Source organism: Rhodococcus sp. ACPA1 (genome assembly GCF_002300195.1).
GTDB lineage: Bacteria > Actinomycetota > Actinomycetes > Mycobacteriales > Mycobacteriaceae > Rhodococcus_F > Rhodococcus_F opacus.
In genome coordinates, this window is the sequence record NZ_NSDX01000003.1 from 94,030 (window position 1) to 108,569 (window position 14,540).

The window sequence follows — 14,540 nt, forward strand, 5'->3', positions numbered from 1 at the left end:
GTGGGGCGGGGATCCACACCGCCGAGTCCGGCAGCCGACCGCGAAGGGTGTACTCCCAGTTACTCCCTCATCTGACACCGAGTGTCTAACGTCAAGGAATATGAGTATGAACGTGACTTTGAACAATGGCGTCGAGATGCCCGCGTTGGGCTTCGGCGTCTTCCAGACCCCGCCCGAAACCACTTCCGCTTCCGTCGCCGAGGCCCTCCGGGTGGGCTACCGGCTGATCGACACGGCCGCCTCCTATTTCAACGAGCGCGAAGTCGGCGAGGGCATCCGCCGGTCCGGGCTCGACCGTTCCGAGGTGTTCGTGGAGACGAAGATCTGGATCAGCGACTACGGCTACGACAAGACCCTGCACGCCTTCGACAAGAGCGCGGGCAAGCTGGGCGTCGACCAGATCGACCTGCTCCTGCTGCATCAGCCCGTGCCCACGCAGTTCGACAAGACCGTCGAGGCCTACAAGGCGCTGGAGACGCTGTTAGACGACGGCAAGGTCCGCGCGATCGGTGTCAGCAACTTCATGCCCGACGTCCTCGCGAAACTGCTGGAGCAGACCGATGTCGTGCCCGCGGTGAATCAGGTCGAGGTGCATCCGTACTTCACCCAGGCGGACGTGCAGGCCGCGGACACGGAGCACGGGGTTCTGACTCAGGCGTGGTCGCCGATGGGCGGCATCACCAGCTACCGTGGCGACGGCGCTCGGTCGACCTTCGACGATCCGGTGATCGGCGAGATTGCCGCCGCCCACGGCAAGACGCCCGCCCAGGTCATGCTGCGCTGGCACCTGCAGGAGGGACGCTCGGCGATCCCGAAGTCCGTCAACCCCGAGCGCATCGCCGCCAACTTCGACGTGTTCGACTTCGAGCTCACCACAGACCAACTGGGCGCGATCGACGCACTCGATACCGGTGTCCGCGGCGGACCCGATCCCGTGACCGTCACCCCCGAGCTGTTCGCCCGCGATATCCCGGAAGCGTGAACCGCAGGTCAGAGGTGACCGGATGAGCGCCCATGTGCGAACGGATGGCCAACCGGTGAACCTCGAGGCCACATTCCGGTTCCAGGCGATCGGTACCAATTGGGAGATCGACACCGAACAGCCAATCCCCGAGCAGGTACGGCACAGAATCCGCTCCGTCACCGAGGACTTCGATCACGTCTGGTCCCGGTTCCGTGCGGATTCACTGGTCACGCGGATCGCGCGCGCCGAGGGCGGGGGACGGTTCGAGTTCCCCGCCCGGGACCTCGCCCTGTTCGAACTCTACGACCGCCTCGTCGCCGCAACCGAAGGGGCGGTCGACCCGCTCATCGGAAGGGACCTCGAACTGCTCGGCTACGACGCCCGGTATTCCCTCGTCCCCGACACTGCCGCGCTCGTGCACCGCCGTCGCGACCGCTGGCTCTCCGACATCCACCGTGACGGAACCACAATCGCCTCGGATCGTCCGACCGTGATCGACGTCGGCGCAGCCGGAAAGGGGTATTTGGTCGACCTCGTCAGCCATACGCTGACCGAGGAGGGAATCGACCGGTTCTTCGTCGACGCCAGCGGCGACATGCGGCATCGTGGAGCCGAGGCCGTCAGGGTGGGACTGGAACACCCCAGGGCTCCCGGCCGAGTGATCGGCACGGTGAACCTCCGAGACGGTTCGCTGTGCGCTTCGGCGACGACCCGACGAACGTGGGGTGCTGGACTGCACCACGTGCTCGACGGCCGAACCCGGCGGCGCCCGGTCGCGGACGTCGTTGCGACCTGGGTGCTCGCCGCCGACGCCGCCACCGCGGACGGGCTGGCGACCGCCTTGTTCGTAAGCGAACCAGCGAGCCTCAGGTCGTTCGAGTTCAGCTGGGTGCGCATGCTGGCTGATGGAAGAGTCCAGTGGTCCGATAACTTCGACGGGCATCTCTTCATCTGACCGGCGCTCCGATCGCACGCAGTCGTCCCCTCGCCGAAACCTTCGAATTCCGAAGGATGTTCGGTTCCGAAGGAGGAACCGCGGAGGGGTGTATCAGCAGTTCCTCCCTCCCTGCTCGAGCCGACCGTAACGTTGAATATATGAAGAAGCAACCTCACAAAAGACCGGGCGACACGCGTCCGTCCGCGAACCCGGTGCTCATCGTCGGCGCATCGGGAAGTATCGGCCGACTGGCGGTCGACGAAGCCTTGCGCGAGGGGTTCGAGACCAGGGCACTCGTTCGCGACCGCAATCAGTCTTCCTCGTTCCCTGAGGGCACCCGCGTCGTCGTCGGCGACTTCACTCAGCCGGACTCACTCACCGAGGCACTCGAAGGGGTGACCGGGGTGGTATTCACCCACGGCACCTATGGCGGTGCCGACGAAGCGGAACGGGTCAACTACGGCGCCGTCCGCAACGTGCTGAACGCGCTGAAGAAGCCCGCCCGGATCGCGTTGATGACGACGATCGGCGTCACCAAGCCCACGCCCGGCCACGACTGGAAGCGGCGCGGTGAACGCCTTGTCAGAGCCAGCGGGCTGCCCTACACGATTGTCCGTCCCGGCTGGTTCGACTACAACGAGCCGGATCAGCACCACCTCGTGATGATGCAGGGCGACACCAGGTGGGCGAGCGATCCGTCGGACGGTGTGATCGCACGCCGGCAGATCGCGGAAGTCCTCATCGGCAGCCTGAGCTCGGACGCGGCCGAGCACAAGACCCTGGAACTGGTGGCCGAGAAGGGCGGGGCTCAATCCGATCTGACGCCGCTGTTCGCCGCGTTGAAGACCGATCCCGTGCAGTCGTTCGACGCCGTCCTGGATCGAGACAATCTGCCGATCGCCGGCGAACCGGCCCGTGTGGTGAGCGACCTCGACGCGGTACGGGGACGGTTCTGAAAGCGGAGAGCGACGCGTTCACCCCGGGTGAGCCGACTTGCACACGACGAACCCCGGAGAGCCGGCGAACGCGTGCAGCCCAAGTCAGTTGCCGTCGGTCGAGCGCGCTTGCTCGCGGATCTGCTCGATGGCGTCGTTGAAGCCATCTGGGCAGGTGCTCGCGCCCGCCAGCTTCCCGACCTCGGCCTCGTCGAGGCTTTTCCCGATCACCTCATCGGGGACGGCGGCCGCGAACCTTTCCTGATATCCGAGGGACGTCTCGTTCTCCGCCATTGCCCCGACCGTGACATCGGCGATGACCTCGTCGCTGATGGTGACGGTGACGTCCAGGTAGGAGGGTCCGCCGCCGTACACACCGATCGCGTTGTAGGTCCCGTCCTCATACCCGGTCGCCGACCCTGTGCTGCTCTCCGGCGGCCGGGTCGACTCAGTGGCAGGAACAGATTCCGAAGGGGATGGCCCGCCGCCGAGATCGGAGCATCCTGCCAGCGGCACGAGAGCAACGGCGGAGGCAACGGTCGCCAGCGCGGCCAGTGTCAAGGTGTCGGTTCTCATCCTTCAAACGTAGAAGGCACCAGGCTCTTTCGGGAGGAACTGGCGGTACACCCCTGGCACATAGGAAACACTTATCTTTTCAAAGGGGACACATCGAATTGGGCATTATCCTCACGTGCCATGCGGCTTGCAGCGCCAAGCGAAACCGGCTCCAGACTCCCAACCGGACGGATCGACCTGTGACAAGACCAACTGCCCTACGGCCCACCCTTGCGGAACCGACAGCTCGGATCGCCGTGGGCGCGCTCTGCGCGATTGCAGCCTCCGCTGCGGTGTTTCTCCTGCTCGACCTGTATGCCGTAGTAGCGATGCGAAGCCGACTCGAATCAGCCATCAGCGCATATGGTGTCGGCAGCGGCCGTTGGATCTTTACCCTAGCCATCCTCTTCCTTGCTGCGGGATCCGCTGCGCTACTCGTAGCAGTTGTAGACCAACAGCTCACGAGGTGGAGATCCGGCGCTACCGTCGCTCTGACACTGTGGGTTCTCGGACTCCTCGCCATCGCAATCTTTCCCAAACAGGACTGGTCTCAACCCCCGAGTATCAGTGGCAGTATTCACCTCACCGCGAGCGGGATTGCTTTTGTCAGTCTTCCCATCGCGGCCGTTCTCCTCGCCAAGCCGTGGCTTCGGCATCGAACCCATGGTGTGCACGCCCGACGGACTCGGCTCTTCGCCTGGCTGGCGATCGCAAGTTTTTCGCCACTCCTATACGCGTTTGTCGTTGCTGCGGTGACCGGCGTTGCGTGGTGGGAGGTCGTGACCTTCGGTCATTCCGAGCGCCTACTGGCAGTGAGCGAAGTGGCGACATTGGCAGTGATCGGCACCTGGGTCCTGACGAGGAAGTGAAGTACAGAAGTTACGTGGGTGCTGCGTCCAGATAGGTTGTGACAACCAGGATCAGGAAGACTATCGCGAAGATGATCGCCCCCTTCCGGGTGATCATCGGTTCGAACTCGTGAGTTTCGTCGTCTATCTCGTTGCGTGAGTCCATGTACCGATCACTGTCCGTTCGATAGGCAGGCCGTTCCGGCAGCCCGAGTCGTACCTGTCAGTCCACACCTTGTCCCGCACCCGAAGAGGTTTGTCACACCACGCATGACGCATGACGATAAAGAACCTGTCGGTGTGTTCTGTGTGAAAAGATGTGAGGTTTCTATGAAGTGCCCGTGCATCCTTTGATCACGAGAGTCGATCAGGAATAATGGTCGCAGTGTCATCAACTCGTCCGGATATTCATGCTGCCGACTCGGGACGTCGCCGCGCCGTTCTGGCGCAACTGCCCCGGATGTATCGAGCGGACGGGTCGACGATTCGCGTGCTACTCGTCGACGACGAGCCGACTCTGACCGACCTGGTGGGCCTCGCCCTCGGGTACGAGGGTTGGGCCGTCGAGGTGGCGCACGACGGTTCGACCGCTCTGCAGAAATTTCGTGAGCAGCAATTCGACGTGGTGGTTCTGGACATCATGCTGCCCGACATCGACGGGCTGAGTGTGCTCCAGCACATACGGGGCTCGGGCGGGGGAGTGCCGGTCCTCTTCCTCACTGCGCGGGATTCGGTCGACGACCGGGTGATCGGACTGACCGCCGGCGGCGACGACTACATGACCAAGCCCTTCAGCCTGGAAGAACTCGTTGCACGACTGAGGGGTCTGCTACGGCGGGCGGCCGATTCGATCTCGGAGAACGATGCGGTACTGACCGTGGGCGATCTTTCGCTGGACGAGGGCAGCTACGAGGTGAAACGGGGCGGCGACAGTATTGCGTTGACCGCCACCGAGTTCGAACTGCTCCGCTACTTCATGCACAATCCCAGACTCGCGCTCAGCCGGGCGCAGATTCTCGACCGCGTATGGAATTACGACTTCGCCGGCAAGGCGAGCATTGTCGACCTGTACGTGTCGTACCTGCGGCGAAAGATCGACGCGGGTCGGGAGCCGATGATTCACACCGTTCGCGGCGTCGGATACATTCTCAGGCCCGCAGAATGACATTGCCGGGCCGTTTCCTCGCTCGGGGACCGTGGAGTTTGCAACGGAAATTGGTTGCAGCACTGACCACGGTGATCGCAGTTGTTCTGCTCGTCGTCGGAGTGGTCGGTGTGGTGACGCTGCGCGCGTCGGTCACCACTGTCGTCGACAAGCAATTGACCGGATCGATGTCCGTATTCAGTCACTCGGTCGACAAGTATCGTGACGGAAGCCCGGTCGCCACTCCCGGCGTCGACCCGAACTACGTGAAGCCGTTGACCGAGTTCGGCGGGCAGGCTCCGGGCACCGTGATCGTGCTCCTTGACGACGGAGTGGTCACCGACTCCGCGGTGTTCTCGGACTCGGAACCGGTCCCGCTCAGTTCCGAGGCAATCGCGCAGATCGAGAACAAGGAGTGGGCAGACAATCGCCGGCAGGACTTCGACGTGGCGGGTCTCGGCGATATGCGGATGGAAAGCCTTGCACACGATGAAGATTTGACTCTCGTCGCCGGAATATCGTTGACAGCGGCAAACGAGGCTGTGGTCCGCGAAACCGTTGTGCTGTCGATTCTCGCCCTTGCGGCACTCGTCGCGACGGTGATCTGCACGGTGCTCGTAGTTCGGGTCGCCTTCAGACCGTTGAGTCGCGTGGTTGCCACGGCGAAGAAGGTCACCGATCTTCCGCTCGGTACCGGTGAGGCGGCGCTCACGGTGCGGGTCGCGGACCCCGACACGGATCCTCGGACCGAAGTCGGCAAGGTCGGGGAAGCACTGAACCATCTGCTCAGTCACGTCGACGACGCACTCGCGGTCCGCGTGGCGGCGGATCGGAGGATGAAGCAGTTCGTCACGGATGCGAGCCACGAATTGCGGACGCCGCTGGCCGCTATCCAGGGCTACGCCGAGTTGACTCGACAGGACAGCGACCAGCTCCCCGAGATGACCGAGTACGCCCTTGCCCGGATCGAATCGGAAGCCAAGCGGATGGGCGCGCTTGTCGCCGATCTCTTGTTACTCGCCCGTCTGGACGAGGGCCAAGACCTGCACACGACCTGCGTCGATCTCGCCGACCTGCTGGTCAATGCGGTGAACGATGCTCGGGTCTCGGCGCCTCTGCACCGCTGGTCGGTGGTCGTGCCCGAGTCCGCGGTCATGGTGAATGGTGACAACGAGCGCCTGCATCAGCTCGTCGCGAACCTTCTGTCGAATGCGCGGGTACACACCCCGCCGGGTACCGCAGTGGTCGCAACGTTGACAACAATGACCGACGACCGGGATGTGGTGACGGCCGAATTGACGATCACCGACAACGGGCCTGGAATCGCGCCGGATCTGCTGAAGACTCTGTTTCAGCGTTTCGTTCGGGGCGACAAGGCCCGGTCCCGCGAGACCGACAGCACCGGCCTCGGGCTGGCAATCGTCTCGTCGATCGTCGACGCGCATCACGGTCAGGCGAGTGTCGAGTCGACTCAGGCCGGGACGACGTTCCGCGTTCGGATTCCTGCGATCGAACCCTCCAGCACTGCCACCGTCACCCATCAGCGCCTCCGGACGTCCGCGGTCACGCGCAACTAATGGGTTGGAGCCCTACAAAGGGTCCGTGCGCGGGTGCGGGGAGATCCATTCGGGCCAGACCTGACCGTTTCGTGCAGAGCGACGCGAAAACCGTCTTGCGGAAGAAAGTTTCATGTTGTTTCCGGTGCCGGCGGATCGTCCTCGGACGAGCGTCACCGCCGCGACAGGGAACCGGCCGGGCATCCTCACGCCGAGGCGAGGGTGAGGACGATCTTGCCGACCGCTTCACCGGAACGCAGCCGATCGGCAACTCTCTGGACCTGCGTGAGCTCCACGGTTTGGTCGATCACGGGACGGATCTCACCACGTGCGACGGCCGGGATGACCTCAGGTAGGAGCCCGGCGATGATGCCGGCCATCTCCCAGTCGCGGGTGAAGCCGAAGGACACGCCGTGGACGGTGAGGTGGCGGTAGGACAGGTGGTCGAGGTTGATCGTCGACTCGGCGCCGTCGAGGCGGCCGATGTTGACCACGTGGCCGTCCTCCTTCGTCGCGGGCAGGCAGTCTGCGAACGTCTGCCCGGCGATGTGGTCGAGCACGACATCGACACCCTCGCCATCGGTCGCCGCCAGGGTCGCCGCAGTGAGGTCCTGCTCGCCGGTGACGATGACGGTGTCGACCCCCGCATCGGTGAGCAGGGCCCGCTTGGCGCTGCTGCGGGTTGTGCCGATCACGTGCGAGGCACCCAATGCCCTGACCATCTGGGCGCCGATGAGACCGATCGCGGTCGACGCACCGGTGATGAGCACGCTCCGCCCGGCCGTGAATCCGGCGGTGGTGAGCGCACCGTGCTCGGTCAGCAGGCCGGTCGGCAGCGCACAGGCGATCTGCGGGTCGAGTCCCTCCGGGCGGGGCAGGACGAACCGGTGGTCGGCGACCACATACTCGGCGAATGCCGACGGGATCGACCCCATCACCGCGTCACCGACCTGCCAGGTATCCACGCCCTCGCCGAGTGCGGCAACCTCGCCGGCGTACTCGAAGCCTGCGATGAACCTCTTGCCGTGACCACCGTGGGTGGGATCGGCCTCGGCGAGCATCGGGATATCGGCGTTGTTGGTCGCCGCGGCCCGGTTCCGGATCAGCACCTCACCCGGCCCGGGCTGCGGGACGGGGACCTCATCGATGACCCATTCCGGGCCGATCCCGCCGACGAGGGCGCGCATCGTGTCAGTCATGTGTGGTCTCTCCTCCGGGAACGAGTCGGGCACGGTTGTCAGGAGCGGCGGGTGCGCGGCGCGTGGTACTGCTCGTCGGTGACTTCCTCGAGCCAGGTCGTCTCCGGCGTGCTGGACCCGTCGCCTTCCCAGATGGCCAGGTGTTCCATGAACCGGTCGTCGGTGGCGCCGTGCCAGTGCTCTTCACCGGCAGGGCAGGTGACGGTCTCCCCGGGCTGGGCTGCGAAGACGACACCGTCGCGGGTGCCGACAAGCGCGGTCCCGCTCACGACGTGCAGGGTCTGCCCGAGGACGTGGTGATGCCAGAACGTGCGGGCGCCGGGCGAGAAACGGACCATGTTCGTGCGCGCCCGCGAGGGTTCCTTCCCGGCGTAGATGACGTCGAACCAGACATCGCCGGTGAACCACTCGGCCGGACCCTTGCCGGTCGGGACGGGATCGATGAATTCCATGAGTTGTCTCCTGGTGATGTGTCAGTTGTCGAGGTCGAGGTCGAGGTCGAAGCCGAGTTCGCGGGAGGCCTCGGCCTGCGCGCTGATCTGACGTCCCTTGTCGATGACGGCGGGGATCGCGTCGGATCCGGCGACGAACCGCAGCGGCGGCTTGTCCAGCTCTGCCACCTTGACCAGTGCCTGGGCGAGCTTGAGCGGGTCGCCGGTCTGCTGCCCGTTCATCGACTGCCAGGCCGCCTTGGTCTGGGTGGTGCGCTCGGCGTAGTCGTCGATCGACTGGTCGGCCCAGGTGGTGGACGCCTCTTCGAGGAGTTCGGTGCGGAAGAACCCGGGCTCGACGATCGTCGTCCTGATCCCGAACGGTTCGAGGTCGTAGCTCAGCGACTCCATCCAGCCCTCGACACCGAACTTCGTGGTGGCGTAGGCGACGCAGAATTCCTGGCCGATGATCCCGGCCAGCGACGAGACGGTCATGATGTGCCCCGACCGCTGCTTGCGCATGTGGGGCAGGACGGCGCGGGTGACGTTCATGGGGCCGAACAGGTTCGTCTCCACCTGCGCACGCATCGCGGAGTCGGAGATTTCCTCGAAGTATCCGGCTTGGAAGGTGGCAGCGTTGTTGATCAGTACGTCGATCCGGCCGAACCGCTCCACCGCGGCGGCGACCACGGCCTCGGCGTCGCCGGGGTCGGTGATGTCCAGGGCGGCGGCCAGCAGGTTGTCGCTCTCACCCAGTAGTTCCTGCACTTTTTCGGGGCGGCGGCCGGTGGCGATGACCTGATGGCCACCTGCGAGGGCCGTGCGGGCGATGTCGGTGCCGAGCCCTCTGCCTGCGCCGGTGACCAGAATGACCTTGCTCATCAGTATGTGTCTCTCGAGTCTTCGGTCGTGCATTTTGTATGGATGAATTCGACTTCCGGCCACTCAGTCGGTTTCCGGAGGGAAGTCGGTGGAGGCGGCGAGTTCGGTCTGGGACTCGAAGTCGGCGACGCGTGTGCGGAGTACCGCGAGGGTGGACTCGAGTGCCTGCGAGCCGAGCATGAGGCGCAGCGGTGCCGGTTCCACATCCACGCTTTCGATGATGCGCGCGGCCATTCGTGCCGGGTCTCCGGGCGCCAGGCCGGCGGCGGGGTCGAGCATCTTCCGGAAGTTGTGCGCGGGTGTCGCGTCGTAGTCCGGAATCGGTTCGGCGATCTGGGCGCCGCGGTAGCGGAAGTCGGTGCGCGCGCCACCGGGTTCGACGAGCGTCATGCCGATGCCGAACGGCGCCACCTCCTGCGCCACCGATTCCACGAAGCCTTCGATTCCCCACTTGGTGGCGTGGTACATCGAGTTGCCGGGGAACGCGACCTGTCCGCCGTACGTCGAGAGCTGGACGATCCGGCCTCCGCCGGCAGCCCGCATGTGCGGGAGCACGGCACGGATGAACTGGATGGACCCGGTGAGGTTGGTGGCGATCATGTCGTCGATCTGTTCGTCGGTGAGCTCTTCAGCGGCACCGAACAGGCCGTATCCGGCGTTGCTCACCGCCACGTCGATCCGGCCGAAGTCCGCGACAATTCGGGTCACGGCTGCGCGCAAGGCCGAGGTGCCACGGACGTCGAGCACCTCGGCCCGGAACAGGTCCGGATGCCGGCTGGTCAGTTCGTCGACGGACTCCGGTCGGCGGACGGTGCCGACCACGCGGTCGCCGCGCTCGAGCAGTTGCTCGGTGAGGTGGCGGCCGAAGCCGCTGCTGACGCCGGTGATGAGCCAGGTACGTTCGGTCATGACTGCGATGAACGGTCGGCGGAGGGGGCGGACTCGTTCAGCACCCGCAGGGCGTTGAGCGTGCGCGGGTAGCCGATGAACGGCAGCAGGTGCGTGAGGACGGCGAGCAGATCGGCCCGGGTGTTCCCGACGCGGAGATTCGCCATCGTGTGTCCCTTGACCTGGGGTTCGCAACCACCGAGGGAGACCAGCATCGCGAACGTGAGCAACTCACGGGTCGGCAAGTCCAGACCACTGCGCGTGAGGTAGTCACCGAAGCAGTTCGCCGACAGGTAGCGCTGGATGTGGAGCTCGTCCGGTGCTGCCGCGTCGTACATCCCGTCGACGGCGTCTGCGCCGACGATCTCCTTCTGCTTGGCCAAACCCTTCGCCAACCGGTCCCCGGCCGTCGTCGTCGCCCGGCCTTCCAGGGGGAGGCTGATGCCACGCTCGGTGAGCACGTCGTTCGTCGCGTGGAGAAAGTCGAAGACTTTCGCCATGCCGACGTACGGGACCGCCTGATACACAACCTCCTTGGCCTCCGCGGGGCTCACTCCTACGGTGAGAGCTGCGCCCAGCACGACCCGGTACTCGGCCAGTGCCTGGCTCGCGATCATCGAGGCGAGTTGCACCATCAGACGCGTACGGGTATTCAGGTCGCCGTACTGCAGCACCTCGTCGAACGCGAAGTTGTCGAACACCTCGATGAGCTCCGGATCCGTATCTTTCAACGTCGAGACGTGCCCCGGAAACAACTCGTCGTGATTGTTCCGGGCTGCTTCGGTGATCGCCATGTCCAACTCTCTTCCGGGGGTTCGTCGTACTCGATGCCGCACCGGAGCGCGGCGTTCGTCAGGGGTGGCCGATCAGGGCTGTCGCGAGGATCGCCGCGGCGGCGCCGCGACCGGCGGTCGGTCATGCGAGGTGGTCACCATTCGAGCAAACGCGCGATCGGGCACTCGCGGGAGTCACTGCTCTTCCAGGTACCGGCAGTACCTCCCTCGGCCGTGCCGGTCCGCATACCGTGGAACGCATGGACGACCAGCGAGCACAGGTCCGGGAGTTCCTCACCTCCCGGAGGGCGCGGATCAACCCCGAACAGGCCGGACTGCCTGCCTTCGGCGGTACCCGGCGGGTTCCTGGGTTGCGCCGAGAGGAAGTGGCCCTGCTCGCCGGCGTCAGCATCGACTATTACGTGCGGATGGAACGCGGCAACCTCGCCGGCGCCTCCGCCGGCGTCCTGGAAGGCCTCGCCCGCGCCCTGCAATTGGACGAGGCCGAGCGCACACACCTGTTCGACCTCGCCCGGGCCGCCGAACCCGGACCCGTCCGGCAGCGCCGCTCGAAGACCGCGGGGGTCACGGCCGGTGTGCAACTGGTCCTCGACGCGATCACCGACGCACCCGCCTGGGTGCGCAACGCCCGCCACGACATGCTCGCCGCCAACCGGTTGGCCCGCGCCCTCTACGCGCCGGTGCTCGCCGACGCGCGCCGACCGGCGAACAACGCCCGGTTCGTGTACCTCGACCCGGCTGCGCGCGACTTCTACGTCGACTGGGACCGCGCCGCCGACGACATCGCCGCCATGCTTCGTTCCGAAGCCGGCCGTAACCCCCACGACAAACAACTCATCGAGCTGATCGGCGAACTATCCACCTGCAGTGAGGTATTTCGGACCCGGTGGGCGGCGCACAACGTCCGGTTTCACCGAACCGGGTACAAGAAGATCCGCCATCCCGCCGTCGGAAAGCTCGAGCTGAACTTCGAGGCGATGGAGTTCCCTGCCCATCCCGGCCTCATCCTCCTGGTGTACACCGCACCGAAGGACAGTCCAGCCGCCGACGGCCTCAAACTCCTCGCCACCTGGGCCGCGACCCTCGAAGAAGCCGGCGAGCTCGCCACCCACCGCGGCGCGGAACAGTCTGGCTGACGCCAACGCAGGTCGTACTTGCGTGGATCCTTGTTCAGGGGGCCGACCTCCCCGACTCCCCGGCACCACGCGCGTCTCCCGCGTGGAGGACGACCACCGCGACCGCCGACGTCGTCCTGGCTTCCCGGTAAAGAGGCACGACTCAATTACGTTTCCGCACTTCGTCCCGCAGACCACATCGCTCACCGACGTGACGGCCGCGGCGGAATTCGGGGGCTGCGACGGCCTGATCCTGTCGTCTACCGACGGGATCACACTGGTCTATGCGCGTCTACGCTTCGTGCGAATCGGCGTACCGGTTCTCGAGTTCCCGCATGGCAGGCAGGCCCACCAGGTCATTGAATCCTTCGAACGTGGGTGGCGAAGTCTCGGCCTCGACCGGGGAACCGTCGGTGGAGAGCTCTCGAAGTGAGCGCTGCATCGCTGCTGTGGCTGCGAGAAGCGTCCCGATGGGCAGGAGGAGAATCGAGAAGCCCAGATCGGCGAGGTCGTCGAACGACAGCGGCGGCGATTGCCGCCCTTCCGGGACCTTGAAGACCAGTGGCGCCAGCGGTGCGAGGCTCGATGCGATCTTCTCGATCTCTCGGACGTCATCCGGCGCTTCGACGAAGAGGATGTCGGCCCCGGCATCGGCATAGGCCTGGGAACGCGCGATCGCCGCGTCGGTTCCTTCGATGGATGCCGCATCCGTCCTGCCGATGATCATGAGGTCGGAATCTTCGCGGGCGTCGACGGCCGCCCGAATCTTGCCGAGCATTTCCGCGCGGTCGATCACCTGCTTTCCCGACATGTGACCGCAACGCTTGGGGGTCACCTGGTCTTCGAGCTGGATCGCGGAGACTCCGGCCTGCTCGTAGGTCTCTACGGTCCGCATCACATTGATGGCGTTGCCGTAGCCGGTGTCGCCGTCGACGATGAGAGGAATCTGGACTGCGGCAGCCATACGTCGTGCGTTGTCGACCATTTCGCTGCCAGTCAGCAAGCCGATGTCGGGCTTACCCAGCAGTGCCGCCGAGACCGCGTAGCCGGACATGAATGCAGCCTTGAACCCGGCCTGCTGGACCAGGAGGGCCGACAGCGCATCGTAGGCGCCCGGAACAATCAACGGGCCGGGTCCCGTGAGGAGTTGGCGCAGTGCCCGACGAGCCATCATGCCTCCATTCCGGGCTGGATGACCGCCTTGATCGGCTCATGGCGTCCGACAGCCTCGATTGCGCTCTGCGCGTCCTCCAGCCCGAATCGATGCGAGACGACCTCGGTCAGTGGCAACTGCGCGTGGTAGCGCTGCGCCAGTTGGATCGTCTTGAAGATGTGCCTGGGTCGCGAGAGCGCGGATCCGATGATTCGGACGTTGTCGTTGTTGATCTTTCGAGGTTCCAGCATCGTGGTCCCGGGGGCCGACCATAGGCCGACGATGAGGTAGCGGCCACCACGTGCCACCAGTTGGGTTCCCTCCCCGAACGCCGCGAGCTTTCCCGCGGCCTCGATCACGATGTCGGCGCCCCCGTCCATGACCTCCCTCGCGGCTGCAATGCGCTCCGCGGAGGTGGCGTGCACGTCGAGGTCGATGGTCGATGTAGCCCCCAGTCGCTTTGCCATGTCGAGTCTCGACGCCGGGGCTCCGATCACGACCACCTCGCCGGCCCCGGACAGGCTGGCGACCAAAGTCGCTGCCAGGCCGACGGGCCCAGCGCCCTGGACAAGCACTCTGTCCCCGAAGCGGATCTGGCCCAGGCGCTCCATGGCGTGCAGCACTGTCGGCATCGCGCAACCGAAGGCGATGACCGCCTCGGACGGGGTGTCCTCCGGGACCTTGAAGAAGGTCATTCCGTTCGGAAGAAGCGCGAAGTCGGTGTACGTCGCAAACGGCGTGAGCCGTGGATCCCGGAACCGGCCGGGGGACTGGTTAGGGCACAGGGACGTGTCTTCCAAGACCGTGCATGCGTGACACCGGTGACATGGTTTCAGGGGAACCCAGTAGACGCGGTCGCCCTTCGCGAGGGGATTACCGGCGCTGTCGGTTGTTGCTTCGGGCCCGCACTCGACCACTCGGCCGATGCCTTCGTGACCGAGGACCATCGGCCCGGGCATGGGCACTTCACCGAGGTAGAAGTGGTAGTCAGTGCCGCACACTCCGGCCATTTCCACCGCCACCAGCACGTCGGCCCCGGTGGGCGGGTCCACCGGGGACTCCCAGATCTCCAAGGGTTTGTTGGGCTCGACCAGGACGGCCCTTCTGCCAGTACGCATCTGCTGCATTACCGCCTTCTT

Annotated in this window: 16 protein-coding genes; 7 read left to right on the forward strand and 9 right to left on the reverse strand. The window is 65.3% G+C overall.

Annotated elements, in window-relative coordinates:
- Window positions 1-100 precede the first annotated feature (100 nt).
- From CJ177_RS10995 to CJ177_RS11005, 3 genes are all read left to right on the forward strand, one after another.
- Complete coding sequence (locus tag CJ177_RS10995) at window positions 101-982, forward strand: aldo/keto reductase (protein WP_005250268.1); 882 nt, start codon at window positions 101-103, stop codon at window positions 980-982.
- Window positions 983-1,004: 22 nt separating this feature from the next.
- Window positions 1,005-1,919 (forward strand): FAD:protein FMN transferase, encoded by a 915-nt coding sequence (locus CJ177_RS11000; protein WP_095867737.1) that lies wholly within the window; start codon window positions 1,005-1,007, stop codon window positions 1,917-1,919.
- A 140-nt stretch (window positions 1,920-2,059) separates the two neighbouring features.
- Window positions 2,060-2,857 carry an SDR family oxidoreductase gene (locus CJ177_RS11005; protein ID WP_095867738.1) on the forward strand — a complete coding sequence of 266 codons (798 nt, stop codon included), beginning with the start codon at window positions 2,060-2,062 and terminating at the stop codon, window positions 2,855-2,857.
- A gap of 84 nt (window positions 2,858-2,941) precedes the next feature.
- On the opposite strand, the gene CJ177_RS47360 is transcribed toward CJ177_RS11005, so the two are convergent.
- Window positions 2,942-3,412 carry a hypothetical protein gene (locus CJ177_RS47360; RefSeq protein WP_061044983.1) on the reverse strand — a complete coding sequence of 157 codons (471 nt, stop codon included), beginning with the start codon at window positions 3,410-3,412 and terminating at the stop codon, window positions 2,942-2,944.
- Between CJ177_RS47360 and CJ177_RS48260 the strand changes: the two genes are divergently transcribed.
- A complete protein-coding gene (locus tag CJ177_RS48260) occupies window positions 3,313-4,260 on the forward strand; it encodes a DUF998 domain-containing protein (protein ID WP_095867739.1) in 948 nt (315 codons plus the stop codon). The genes CJ177_RS47360 and CJ177_RS48260 overlap by 100 nt on opposite strands.
- Before the next feature lie 10 nt (window positions 4,261-4,270).
- Here the strand turns inward: CJ177_RS48260 and CJ177_RS48265 are convergent, their stop codons facing one another.
- A complete protein-coding gene (locus tag CJ177_RS48265; protein WP_257014477.1) occupies window positions 4,271-4,405 on the reverse strand; it encodes a hypothetical protein in 135 nt (44 codons plus the stop codon).
- A 210-nt stretch (window positions 4,406-4,615) separates the two neighbouring features.
- Between CJ177_RS48265 and CJ177_RS11020 the strand changes: the two genes are divergently transcribed.
- Window positions 4,616-5,404: a response regulator transcription factor gene (locus tag CJ177_RS11020; RefSeq protein ID WP_005250277.1), complete on the forward strand. Its 789-nt coding sequence runs from the start codon at window positions 4,616-4,618 to the stop codon at window positions 5,402-5,404.
- Between the two features lie 71 nt (window positions 5,405-5,475).
- On the forward strand, window positions 5,476-6,960 hold the full coding sequence (locus tag CJ177_RS11025) for a cell wall metabolism sensor histidine kinase WalK (protein WP_306453387.1): 1,485 nt from the start codon (window positions 5,476-5,478) through the stop codon (window positions 6,958-6,960).
- 185 nt (window positions 6,961-7,145) lie between these two features.
- On the opposite strand, the gene CJ177_RS11030 is transcribed toward CJ177_RS11025, so the two are convergent.
- From CJ177_RS11030 to CJ177_RS11050, 5 genes are all read right to left on the reverse strand, one after another.
- Entirely contained in the window at window positions 7,146-8,138 is a 993-nt protein-coding gene (locus tag CJ177_RS11030) for a zinc-binding dehydrogenase (protein ID WP_061044986.1), read from the reverse strand.
- Window positions 8,139-8,176: 38 nt separating this feature from the next.
- A complete protein-coding gene (locus CJ177_RS11035; RefSeq protein ID WP_061044987.1) occupies window positions 8,177-8,590 on the reverse strand; it encodes a cupin domain-containing protein in 414 nt (137 codons plus the stop codon).
- A gap of 21 nt (window positions 8,591-8,611) precedes the next feature.
- Window positions 8,612-9,451 carry an SDR family oxidoreductase gene (locus CJ177_RS11040; RefSeq protein ID WP_095867741.1) on the reverse strand — a complete coding sequence of 280 codons (840 nt, stop codon included), beginning with the start codon at window positions 9,449-9,451 and terminating at the stop codon, window positions 8,612-8,614.
- A 63-nt stretch (window positions 9,452-9,514) separates the two neighbouring features.
- Window positions 9,515-10,360, reverse strand: a complete 846-nt coding sequence (locus CJ177_RS11045; protein ID WP_061044989.1) for an SDR family oxidoreductase — start codon at window positions 10,358-10,360, stop codon at window positions 9,515-9,517.
- Window positions 10,357-11,133, reverse strand: a complete 777-nt coding sequence (locus CJ177_RS11050) for a carboxymuconolactone decarboxylase family protein (RefSeq protein ID WP_095867742.1) — start codon at window positions 11,131-11,133, stop codon at window positions 10,357-10,359. Before CJ177_RS11050 ends, CJ177_RS11045 begins: the two co-directional genes overlap by 4 nt.
- 239 nt (window positions 11,134-11,372) lie before the next feature.
- On the opposite strand from CJ177_RS11050, the gene CJ177_RS11055 reads away from it, so the two are divergent.
- Window positions 11,373-12,269 carry a helix-turn-helix domain-containing protein gene (locus CJ177_RS11055; protein ID WP_095867743.1) on the forward strand — a complete coding sequence of 299 codons (897 nt, stop codon included), beginning with the start codon at window positions 11,373-11,375 and terminating at the stop codon, window positions 12,267-12,269.
- A gap of 271 nt (window positions 12,270-12,540) precedes the next feature.
- On the opposite strand, the gene CJ177_RS11060 is transcribed toward CJ177_RS11055, so the two are convergent.
- On the reverse strand, window positions 12,541-13,422 hold the full coding sequence (locus tag CJ177_RS11060; protein WP_061044992.1) for an oxaloacetate decarboxylase: 882 nt from the start codon (window positions 13,420-13,422) through the stop codon (window positions 12,541-12,543).
- Complete coding sequence (locus CJ177_RS11065) at window positions 13,419-14,528, reverse strand: zinc-binding dehydrogenase (RefSeq protein ID WP_061044993.1); 1,110 nt, start codon at window positions 14,526-14,528, stop codon at window positions 13,419-13,421. Before CJ177_RS11065 ends, CJ177_RS11060 begins: the two co-directional genes overlap by 4 nt.
- Window positions 14,529-14,540 lie beyond the last annotated feature (12 nt).

Bases quoted from the DNA above. Each gene is read 5' to 3' on its own strand.
- CJ177_RS11060 (WP_061044992.1), bottom strand. From the start codon at position 13,422: ATGATGGCTCGTCGGGCACTGCGCCAACTCCTCACGGGACCCGGCCCG.
- CJ177_RS11020 (WP_005250277.1), top strand. From the start codon at position 4,616: ATGGTCGCAGTGTCATCAACTCGTCCGGATATTCATGCTGCCGACTCG.
- CJ177_RS10995 (WP_005250268.1), top strand. From the start codon at position 101: ATGAGTATGAACGTGACTTTGAACAATGGCGTCGAGATGCCCGCGTTG.
- CJ177_RS11000 (WP_095867737.1), top strand. From the start codon at position 1,005: ATGAGCGCCCATGTGCGAACGGATGGCCAACCGGTGAACCTCGAGGCC.
- CJ177_RS11005 (WP_095867738.1), top strand. From the start codon at position 2,060: ATGAAGAAGCAACCTCACAAAAGACCGGGCGACACGCGTCCGTCCGCG.
- CJ177_RS11065 (WP_061044993.1), bottom strand. From the start codon at position 14,528: ATGCAGCAGATGCGTACTGGCAGAAGGGCCGTCCTGGTCGAGCCCAAC.
- CJ177_RS47360 (WP_061044983.1), bottom strand. From the start codon at position 3,412: ATGAGAACCGACACCTTGACACTGGCCGCGCTGGCGACCGTTGCCTCC.
- CJ177_RS11055 (WP_095867743.1), top strand. From the start codon at position 11,373: ATGGACGACCAGCGAGCACAGGTCCGGGAGTTCCTCACCTCCCGGAGG.
- CJ177_RS48265 (WP_257014477.1), bottom strand. From the start codon at position 4,405: ATGGACTCACGCAACGAGATAGACGACGAAACTCACGAGTTCGAACCG.
- CJ177_RS11035 (WP_061044987.1), bottom strand. From the start codon at position 8,590: ATGGAATTCATCGATCCCGTCCCGACCGGCAAGGGTCCGGCCGAGTGG.
- CJ177_RS11050 (WP_095867742.1), bottom strand. From the start codon at position 11,133: ATGGCGATCACCGAAGCAGCCCGGAACAATCACGACGAGTTGTTTCCG.
- CJ177_RS11045 (WP_061044989.1), bottom strand. From the start codon at position 10,360: ATGACCGAACGTACCTGGCTCATCACCGGCGTCAGCAGCGGCTTCGGC.
- CJ177_RS11030 (WP_061044986.1), bottom strand. From the start codon at position 8,138: ATGACTGACACGATGCGCGCCCTCGTCGGCGGGATCGGCCCGGAATGG.
- CJ177_RS11040 (WP_095867741.1), bottom strand. From the start codon at position 9,451: ATGAGCAAGGTCATTCTGGTCACCGGCGCAGGCAGAGGGCTCGGCACC.
- CJ177_RS48260 (WP_095867739.1), top strand. From the start codon at position 3,313: ATGGCCCGCCGCCGAGATCGGAGCATCCTGCCAGCGGCACGAGAGCAA.